The sequence below is a fragment of the Pelomicrobium sp. genome, from assembly GCF_036803785.1.
Taxonomy (GTDB): domain Bacteria; phylum Pseudomonadota; class Gammaproteobacteria; order Burkholderiales; family UBA6910; genus Pelomicrobium.
In genome coordinates this window covers 1-9,732 of sequence record NZ_DAIRTR010000111.1, presented here as the reverse complement: position 1 = coordinate 9,732, position 9,732 = coordinate 1, and the positions used below count along the sequence as shown (strand labels likewise).

Here is a 9,732-nt window from a genome sequence, read left to right as displayed (position 1 = left end):
CACAACTGCCGCGGACTCCAGTAATAGGCTGTCTACTTGACGGGGAAGCTTACGTGGCCAACTGCTCTTGCCGCATCCCGGCGAGAACCACCGTATCCCATCTTGACAAGAAGTTCGACGACAAGACGCTAAAAAAGGAGGGAGAACTCTGTTTTACCAATCCCAATAATTCCTGAGCCAACCCATCTCGTATACTTTCGTATGCATCTTCAAGAATTTCTTCTGGTGTTTTCTCGCTCACTTCACTAGTGATTTCACTAGGTTTACGTCGGCCGCTCTCACGCTCCCGAAATTCAATATATTCGGGGAACTGCTCAAGAAATTTCATATCAATCCGTGGCGGCTTGCGAGCCAATACTTGCCGACCGCGGTCTGTTATCCTGTAATAGGAGCGACGCGACATTTCAAGAAGTCCCGCTTTGGTCAAGTAAGTCCTTGCCCAGCCAACCCGATTGTAAAATATCTTTTGCTTACCGCTTGGTAAGAGTGCATTCAGCTCTTCTTCAGTAAGAGAGAACCTTTTAGCAAGGTTATCCAATAATTCTTGGGTAGAATGCTCTTGACCGTCGCCAAAACACTCCAAGAGTGGAAGCATGATGGTTTGGAAATCAGGAACCGCCATATTCTCCTCAGTTATTCATTGCAATCATTGCTCGGGTTGGCTAACGCTGCGGCTCAGTGGCGACGCGCAGCGGCGTCGACTGCATGCTGTTGTTAGGCGTCTCTGGCCAGATTGCCTTTATGTACTTCATAGTGCAACTCAGCCATACCGACGCCCAGTTGACGAACAGACACCAAGCGCAGTACCGGGCTTAAGACCCTGCGCGGGAAAAGCGGCTTGCCCCTGCCAAGGGTAACTGACCCGACCTGCACGATCAGTTCGTCTAGCAGACCCGCGTTAAAGAACTGGCCAGCGAGATCCCCGCCACCGACTATCCAGATGTTCTTGCTGCCGGCAGCAGAACGCATTTCAGCATGTACGGGGCGCACATCTCCGCTCACGAATCGAATGTTCGCGCCTGCGATTACAGGGAGCTTGCGACTTGAAAAGACCCAGGCCGGCTGAGAGTATGGCCACGCCGAACCCAGCTGAGCTCGAACCTGATCAGCGTTACGCACGATCCACTCGTAGGTTGCCGACCCCATGGCTAGTGCGCCCACGCCTGAGATGAACTCTGGGTAGCTGGTGCTACTCAGATCACCGAGAGAGAATAGCCAATCCAACGAGTCGTCCTCTGTCGCAATGAAGCCGTCAAGGCTCGTCGCTGTGTAATATTGGGTCTTCATGGTTGATTTGCTCACACTTGCTGCTGCCTAACGGATTGGCGCGTGAGCCGCCGCCAAAGGCGGTCGGTTCCACGCGCCCGTTAGACAGCCACGAACGTGAGGACCCTCAGTTGTCGACATAGGACTGGTCCCAGGTGCGTTCACCATGATGATTACGGAGGTCGATGTTGAAATCTACAGCGGCCTTGAGCGCCAACAGTACGCTGACCCAGCCGACTGCGGTTTCGGAGCGCCACTTCCGAGGTACGCCGGCGTCGGTCAGGGTCAGGTCTGTTCCTCCCTCATCGTCGTCAGAGCACTCAAAGGTTGTATGGCTACCTGCGAAATACTCGACGCTGAAGCGCTTAGGGGGAAGCGCTTCGAGGATGCGGCTAGAGAGCGTCATCCCGTTCGGGAACCGGAAATCGATCGTCCCGTCGCGCTCGTCAGCTGACTCGGCCCAGAAGCGCCGGCGGCCCTCGTCAGTAGCGATCATCTCGTAGACCTTCTCGGGTGAAGATCGAAGGTGAATCCGCCAAACGATGAGCTTTTCTCCTGTGTTCATCTTCCACTCATGGATTGTCTAGCGTAATTTAGGCAACGCCTATCCTACGGGATGGGGTTGGCTAAGTAAACGCCAATACCAGTGTGCTCTAGCCTCGAAATTGGTTTTTACTTGTATTGTTGTTTAGAGAAACCTAAATGTTTGCGGATGGATCCTCAGACCTCTGCTCAGCGGTCGCCGAAACTGCTAGACCGTTCGCGCACGGAAATTCGCTTGCGGCATTACAGTATCCGAACTGAAGATACGTATGTCGAATGGGCGCGGAGGTTCATCCTCTTTCACGGCAAGCGGCATCCTGCAGAGATGGCGAGGAGAAGGTGGCCGCATTTTTGTCCTATCTAGCATCCGAGCGTCATGTGTCGGCTTCGACACAGAACCAGCCAGGGCCACGTTGCTGTTTTTGTACAAGCAGGTGTTGGGCATCGAATTGCCGTGGCTGGATGAGGCAGTGCCCGCGAAGGCGTCAAGACGCCTGCCGATGGTGCTCACGCAAACCGAGGTGCGGCCGCTGCTGAATGTCACATCTGGGACGATGGGGATTATCATCAGCCTGTTGTATGGCACCGGCATGCGGTTACTCGAAGGGTTGCGACTTCGCGTGAAGGGCATCGAATTCACGCGCCGCGAGATCATCGCGTGGGAGGGAAATGGGAACAAGGATAGGGTAACGGTGTTGCCGGAAAACATGATCCTTCCTTTGCGGGCGCACTTGTAGAAAGTGAAGGCTTTGCACGAGCGCGATCTGGTAGCAGGCTTTGGGGAGATTTATCTACCCAACGCGCTGTCGGTGAAATATCCCCATGCCGCGAGGGCCCGGGGCTGGCAGTATGTGTTTCCTTCGCCAGTTCGTTCTGTGGATCCCTGCAGCGGCATCGAACATAGACATCACATTCACGAGCACAGCGTCCAACGCGCAGTACGCGAAGCGGCCCGGCTGGCCGGTATCCACAAACCGGTGACGCCGCATGTCCTTCGGCATTCGTTCGCCACGCATCTTTTGCAGGTGGGTTACGACATCCGCACGGTGCAAGAGCCCCTGGGCCATAAGGATGTGTCCACGACCATGGTCTATACGCACGTGTTGAATCGGGGCGGGCGGGGTGTAGTAAGTCCCCTGGATACCTGAGACTCCACCGCCGGGAGCTCCTTCTTTTCGATCCAGGCGAGCAGGTCACAGCAGCCCGAGAGGGCATCGCGGGCAAAGGCGAGCGCTCGAGCCCACGGCGCAGCAGCCGCGCCGATCCGGCTCGCCGGCCGGCTTCGACGAGCCGCAGAGCTAAGTTGGCCTGATACGTGCTATGCCCGTGGGCCAGGGCGGCCGTCGCCGCTTCCCTGCGCCCCGGGTAGTGGGCGCACTAAGCAAGCAGACTTCACACGGCCGCATCTTGGGAATATTTCGTGGCCATGCGCCGCAGGAAGGGCTCAGCCTCCGCGGTGCGGCCCGCCAGCAAGAGGGCTCGAGTTCGCTCGAGGGCTTGCGCGGAAAGGCTCACGCCAGCGGCACCGCGGCGGTCCTTGCGCTTCTTTCCGCGGCTGCAGGGACAGAGGCGTTGTGACCGGGCGATAAAGATCGGGGAGCGCGCATCTGAGCGGGAGGCTCCTGGCAATGGGGGCATGAGATGCTGGCCCCGGCATTGGCCGCGGCGCGGGTGCGCTTGGGCACCTCCAGATCGCGGGTCACGCCCGCTCCGAATTAAAAGGGATCCCCATCAGCCAGATCGACCACCACGTGGGCAAGACCGTTCACGATCCGCGCCATGGCCTCGTAGTCGACCTTGTCCGGCGTGTCCTGGGGGGAGTGGTAATAGGGATAGCGAAACAGGGCGGTGTCGGTCACCATGATGGCCCGGTAACCCTCCTTCCAGAAGGACCCATGGTCCGACCAGCTCACCCCCATCACCCAGCCTGGCACGGCCCCACCTTCGGAGGGGAAGGGCGTGCTTTCGCGAAACGCTTGGATCGCCCGACGAAGCAGCCCCCGGGAAGCTAGGTTGCTCACGAAGGCAAGGAAGTTGCCCGTGTCGGGGTAGAAGAGTCCGAGCCCGGCGGGGTAGGACTGGCTGTTCGGGCGCTCCGTATAGTAGCCGATTGTCTCCAGGGAGAGCATGGCCACGATGTTTTCCTTCTTTTCCCGCGCGCGCCGGGCGTAGATCCGGCTACCCATGACATCGGTATGAAAGAAGGGCGGCTCTTCATTGACGAAGGCCACCAGGCGAACGGTGCGCGCCAGAGGCCGCTCCTTGAGCAGTCGAGCGAGCGCAAGCAAGGCCGCCGTGCCGGTGGCGTTGTCGTTGGCGCCCGGTGTGCCGACGAGGGAATCGTAGTGGGCGCCGACCAGGACGATCGCTTGGGGGTTGGAAATGCCGGGTTTAGCTGCCTCGATGTTCCGCACTTGCCGCCCCTCCACCCGGTACGGCTGCTCGCTCACTTGCCAGCCTTCCCGTTCGAAAGCGTCCCGGATGTAGCGGGCCGCCGCTTCCAGGCCGGCAGGGTTCCAAAGGCTGCGCTCGCCGATTTCGCCTGCCAGGGTGCGGACATGCCCCTCGAGTTGATCGCGTAGAAGCCTTTCTTCCGCCGAGAGGGGTGGAGAAGGGCCTGTGAAAGCTTTTCCCGGCATGCCGGTCATGAAGCGTACGGCGAAGGCGACCGCCAGGCCCGCCGCGATGAGGCTCAGACCAAGCCACTGCCATGCCGCGGACCGCATCGGCGTCATTCATCCATCCGGAGAGGGTTTTGTCAAAGCGCAGCGCAAAAGGAGGCCGGACGGCAAGAACGCGGCGAAACGCAGTGTCCCTCCGGAAGCGGCGCTCCGGTGCGCTAGAACGGGCGCTGCCGTGCTTCCAATGGCGACGTAGCTTCCAAGCATTTATCGGAGGCTCAAGGAATTGAAGGGCCTTCGTCCAGTCTCCCCTGCCGCCTGTTTTCCTCCGTTTTGTGACAAGGAGGCGCCATGCTCGGAGCGGATCTCCAAATCACCCCGAAGTCACAATCCAGGTGCTCGAGAGTGCCGGCGCCCGCTGTTGGAGCCGGCGTGGAAAAGCTTATTCTCACCCGGTGCCCGTCCCAGCACTTCTGTGCCCTGCCTGGCGGTGACCTGTGCGCCTAAGGGTCCGACCAGATCCCCTCAGATAATCCAGATCACCCGGGAGACGCTGGTCCGGGGGGCTGTTCGGCCCGATCCCTCTTCTCGATTCGGGCTGGAAAGCGCTTTACTTCCCAAGGCGGGGGCATTGGGCGTTGCGTTCGCCCCGGGGTCGTGTCTCGAAGGCGGCGCAAGCCTTGACGGCATTGCTTTGCGCCAGGTCGCGGGCGCGAGCGCGCAGAACACGCCCCCGGGGAGCCTGAGGGCGCGGGTCACGGGAGGTCGTCGCGACTTGTCCGCAGCTCGGCCACCCGGGCCTTTAGCGCTGCGACCTCGGCCTCGAGCCGGGCGACCCGCTCCAGGAGGCCGGAGACGTCCGTCTCGGCCCGCATCGCTTCCCCCGCCGTGGCAGGGGAAGCGCGTTCTGCCGGGGAAGGCGTTCCGCACAGCAGGTGGGTCCAACGGCTCTCCCGCATGCCGGGCGAACGGGGCAGCTCGGCTACCAGGGCCCCGGCCGGGCGCTGGGCCAACTCTCGCAGGAAACCCTCCACCGCCGAAAGATCGGCGAACTTGTGCAGCCGCTCGCAGTGGAGGCGCAGCTCACCGGGAGTCTGGGGGCCGCGCAGCATCAGCACCGCTAGCAGGGCCACCGATTGGGACGGGATCTGCCAGGCCTTCTCCATGTTGTGGGCGTAGCGCATCACCCGTCCGCCGCTCGATTCGATGACCAGGCTTTGCGCCTTGAGTCGCGTGAGCGCCGCCTGCACTTCGGCCTCCTCCAGGGACATCACCGGCTCCCGGCTGCTCTTCTGGTTACAGCCGGCCACCAAGGCGTTGAGACTCAAGGGATAGGCATCCGGCACGGTGCGCTGCTTTTCCACTAGCACCGCGAGGATTCGGGCTTCGACGGGAGAGAGCAGGGGCGTCGAGGCATTCGGCATGGTCGCGCAGGGTTCCGAGCACACCGTTATGGGTCGAGGAAGAGACAGACCCGGCGCGGCGATGGGGAGATAGTTTCGCCGAGCCTGCCGAGGGCAGCCTGGCATCGCTCGCCCTTTTGAGTTGAGGTCAGTGTGGACCACCACCCTGGAGGCGAGGTGTCGGTGGACGAAAAGCGCTCCCGGAGGAGATCCACGATCTCGCGGACGGCAACCCGGCTATCGGAGCAGCCAGTGCGCAGAGACTGCGGCGCCTGCTGGCGCCATCCGCTGCTCGAAAACTCCGCTCGTGCCATGGTGACACGGGCCGCCCTGTGACGGTCATTGGAACGAAGACGGGCGAGGCAGTGCATTCTATGCTTCGACGAGGGGAAGGTGTTCGACTGCCTCCTTCATGCCTCAGCCTTCGCAATCGGCTTCAGTGCCCCCCGGGGCTCAGGAGGCATGGGTGAGCTTGAGGCCAAGGATGCCTCCGACGATCAGGGCCGCGCACAAGATTCTTCCCGCCGTGGCGGGTTCGTCGAACAGCATGATGCCAAGGGCAAAGGTCCCCGCGGCGCCGATCCCCGTCCAGACGGCGTAAGCGGTGCCGACGGGAAGCGTGCGGACCGCCAGTCCCAGCAGAACTACGCTAGCGATCATGGCAAAACCCGTGGCCAAAGAAGGCCAGAAGCGGGTAAAGCCATCCGTATATTTCAATCCGATGGCCCAGGCGATTTCGAACAAACCCGCAACGATCAGGAGAGACCATGCCATGGCATCTTTTCCGGCTTGTCTTGCGTTTGATGTCTGCGGTGTCGCTTAACCCAGAGGGGGACTGCCGTTTCCTCGACCGCGTCCCCCTTGTGTGGGAACCGGCCCGCACCGAGTGGGCGATCGTAGCACAAGACTGGCTTCAAATGGCGCCGCGCCCGGCGCCGTCAGCGAAAGGCCCTATGCCGGGTTATGTTTCGACGAAATCCTTGCGCATTACCGTCGCTGTGTGAGGCCGGTATCCCAAGGCAGCATAAAACGGGAGGGCCTCCGCCCGGCTGTCAAGAAAGACGGCATCAAACCCCCGCTCCCGGGCGGTGCGCTCGGCGTAGAGGAGGAGCTGCCGGCCAACGCCGCGGCGGCGGGCCTGGTTGGCCACCACCAGATCGTCGATATGCAGGTGTTGCCCGCGAGCCATGGTCTCGAGCGGCCGCATACCCAGGACCCCCACCAGCTTGCCCGACTGGAAGGCGCCGATCAGCGTGTAGCCATGGGACCGTTGCTGGCGAGCGAGGCGCTCGAGGAATAGCTCCCAGGTCAAATGGGGGCGCAACTGCCGCAGCACGGCATAAGCGGCCGCCAGATCCTGCGCCTCGAGCGCTCGTACGCAGAGAGCGTCCGTATCCTGGTTCATGGACGTGCGTCAAACGGAAGATGTCAGCGCCCGACATGGTAATTCGGGCGCCCGCGACGGGGAAGCGGCTACTGCAGACTCAAGGGGAATCCACGATCCGGCAGCCCTTCCGGAGGCAGAGCCGCATCTGGGTCGAATCGTGTCGCGGGAACGTGGAGGATGCCAAGCGCCGGTATGCCCGCCGAGAGAGCCTACACACCGGGCGGTTTCTTTGATCTTGTCTAGATGGCTCCGTTTCGGCTCGCCTGATCGGGGGGCCCCATCGAGCGAGAGGCCGGAGCCATGGGTTCGTCTGCGACAAGACATTGGATCCGTTACAGTCAGCGGAGGGCGTACGCGGGCACTTTCATGACCCGGCGAGGAAGTTCCTGGTATTCGGCTCTCGAGCCGGGCGAAGAGGGCGACCATGAGCCCCGGGTGACCCGTCGCAGCAAAGGGCACTAAAAAAAGCCGTGCGAAGGACGGTCGCCCCATGCTGACCGTCTTCATGAGCGGCCCGTCAAGGTCTTACGCCGAGCCCCGCCATGCGCCTGAATCAGGTCCATTCGATCAGCCAAGAACGCCTATTTGCCATTATCGTCTTGATTTTGTGATATCGATAGGATACTGTATAAAAAATCAGTTCCCCTCGGTTCGTGCCATTCGTGCCAGTGGAGGGAAAGAGGTGGCAGGAAGTTGGAAAGTCGCCCCGGATCCAGCTACTAGACGAAGCGGAGGGCCCTTCCACTCGCGGGTGGCGCGCTGTGGAACAGGCGATGAACGAATCGTCGATTGGCAGCAAGGTCTTATTGTCTGCTTCCCGGGCAGTGCACGCAAAGACGATCCATCTGACCAATTGGAGACGATGGCGGATGTTTCCATGGATGACGAGCTCACCGTCTTCAAGCCCATTACACGGGAACAGTCGGGCATAGCAAGCCCCATCGAGGGCGTTGCGCGGAAAGCCTGCCCCCATAAGATTCTAAATTTCGCGGGCTGCCAAGCGAGCTGGGGTGGGCCCGTGCAGCTCAAAGAGGCGGCCCGAGCGTATTGCGGTCCGATCCCCATGGAAGAAGAGGGCAGTTTGGGCGGTAAGAGATGTGGCATGTGGCCGCCCTCGCCGACCCATGGCGCGCATTGCGCAGCGAATGACGGCGTGGATCGGCGATCTTCAGCGCGATGCTGGATGCCCGCCGGTAAATCTAGGAAGGACGCGCTTGGGGGATGCCCTGAGGCTTTCTCTCCAGGCGCGCGATAGGCAATCTGCTTAGCGGACATGTCTTCCCCAAGACAACCCGCTCGTCCACCTGAGCTCCGCAAGGGCCGCGGCGCTCCCTCCAACCTCCAGGGGCGTTTCGAGCGGTGGGGACGGGAGGCATTCGACGACGGTTGGGCGCACGAGGAGCAAGGGCCCTCTTCCCTTAAGACCGAGGTGACCCTTGTCCAGGCGAAGAGCATCCTCACCCGCAACGCATCGCCCGATCTCGCCTTCGACCGCTCCATCAACCCGTACCAGGGATGCGAGCATGGGTGTGTGTACTGCTATGCCCGCCCCTCCCACGCCTACTGGGGCCTGTCCCCCGGGCTCGATTTCGAAACCAAGCTCTACGCCAAGGCGAACGCGGCGGCGCTGCTGCGCAAGGAGCTTTCGGCACCGTCTTACCGGCCCGAGGTCATCGCCATCGGTGCGAACACCGATCCCTACCAGCCCGTCGAGCGGCAGCTCAAGATCACCCGCGCGATCCTGGAAGTGCTGAGGGAATGCGAGCATCCTTTTGGCATCATCACCAAGAACGCCCTGATCGAGCGGGATATCGATCTACTGGCTCCCATGGCGGAGAAGAACCTGGTCCGGGCCTTCGTCTCGGTCACCAACCTGGATAACTCGCTTGCCCGACGCCTGGAGCCCCGAGCCTGCGCCCCGCTGCGGCGCCTGGAGGCGATCCGACGCCTTTCCGCAGCCGGTGTTCCCGTGGGCGTCATGGTGGCCCCGGTGATCCCCTTTCTCACCGACCGCTTCATGGAACAGGTGCTGGAGCAAGCCCGGGAGGCGGGGGCCACCATGGCGGGTTACGTGCTCCTGCGGTTGCCCCACGAGGTGGCGCCCCTCTTCAAGACCTGGCTCGAGGTTCATGCTCCGAGGAAGGCCACCCATGTCATGCGCCTCATCCACCAGATGCGGGGCGGGCGGGACTACGACGCCACCTATGGCGTGCGCCACCGGGGCACCGGCCCATTTGCCGAGCTGATCGCGAGGCGCTTCCAGCTTGCCTGCAAGCGCTTGGGCTTCAACCGGGCGCAGCCGCCCCTGGACACTTCCCGCTTCCGGCCCCCCAAGGCGGCCTCCCAACTCGATTTGTTCTGAGCGAGATGGGTCCGCGCGGGGGTTTTGCCTTCGAGCGCCGGCGCCCTCTGGGGTGTTACACGTAGTCTTTGTACTTTTCCAGCAGTCGTTTGGGTTTAGACAGGGCGTCGCGGCGGAAGGGGTCGCCCAGTTCGCGCGAGACCATGATCT

At 61.8% G+C, this 9,732-nt stretch carries 8 protein-coding genes and 1 pseudogene; 2 read left to right on the top strand and 7 right to left on the bottom strand.

The features are described 5' to 3' along the window. Positions 1-49: 49 nt before the first annotated feature. The 3 genes from V7Q81_RS12130 to V7Q81_RS12120 all read right to left on the bottom strand — a co-directional run bounded on the left by V7Q81_RS12130 (position 50) and on the right by V7Q81_RS12120 (position 1,831). Entirely contained in the window at positions 50-622 is a 573-nt protein-coding gene (locus V7Q81_RS12130) for a winged helix-turn-helix domain-containing protein (protein WP_333843643.1), read from the bottom strand. 92 nt (positions 623-714) lie between these two features. Then, positions 715-1,287 carry a dihydrofolate reductase family protein gene (locus V7Q81_RS12125; RefSeq protein WP_333843641.1) on the bottom strand — a complete coding sequence of 191 codons (573 nt, stop codon included), beginning with the start codon at positions 1,285-1,287 and terminating at the stop codon, positions 715-717. Positions 1,288-1,393: 106 nt separating this feature from the next. Continuing rightward, positions 1,394-1,831, bottom strand: coding sequence for an SRPBCC domain-containing protein (locus tag V7Q81_RS12120; protein WP_333843638.1), 438 nt, complete (start codon positions 1,829-1,831; stop codon positions 1,394-1,396). A gap of 147 nt (positions 1,832-1,978) precedes the next feature. On the opposite strand from V7Q81_RS12120, the pseudogene V7Q81_RS12115 reads away from it, so the two are divergent. Beyond that, positions 1,979-2,957: pseudogene (locus V7Q81_RS12115) on the top strand (integron integrase). 567 nt (positions 2,958-3,524) lie between these two features. Here the strand turns inward: V7Q81_RS12115 and V7Q81_RS12110 are convergent. From V7Q81_RS12110 to V7Q81_RS12095, 4 genes are all read right to left on the bottom strand, one after another. Next, complete coding sequence (locus V7Q81_RS12110) at positions 3,525-4,544, bottom strand: M28 family peptidase (RefSeq protein WP_333843636.1); 1,020 nt, start codon at positions 4,542-4,544, stop codon at positions 3,525-3,527. A 641-nt stretch (positions 4,545-5,185) separates the two neighbouring features. Beyond that, positions 5,186-5,854 carry a YceH family protein gene (locus tag V7Q81_RS12105; RefSeq protein ID WP_333843633.1) on the bottom strand — a complete coding sequence of 223 codons (669 nt, stop codon included), beginning with the start codon at positions 5,852-5,854 and terminating at the stop codon, positions 5,186-5,188. Positions 5,855-6,286: 432 nt separating this feature from the next. Beyond that, entirely contained in the window at positions 6,287-6,607 is a 321-nt protein-coding gene (gene sugE, locus V7Q81_RS12100; protein ID WP_333843630.1) for a quaternary ammonium compound efflux SMR transporter SugE, read from the bottom strand. Between the two features lie 187 nt (positions 6,608-6,794). After that, positions 6,795-7,238, bottom strand: coding sequence for a GNAT family N-acetyltransferase (locus tag V7Q81_RS12095; protein WP_333843627.1), 444 nt, complete (start codon positions 7,236-7,238; stop codon positions 6,795-6,797). 1,255 nt (positions 7,239-8,493) lie between these two features. On the opposite strand from V7Q81_RS12095, the gene V7Q81_RS12090 reads away from it, so the two are divergent. Beyond that, on the top strand, positions 8,494-9,582 hold the full coding sequence (locus V7Q81_RS12090) for a PA0069 family radical SAM protein (protein WP_333843624.1): 1,089 nt from the start codon (positions 8,494-8,496) through the stop codon (positions 9,580-9,582). The last annotated feature ends 150 nt before the right edge of the window (positions 9,583-9,732 follow it).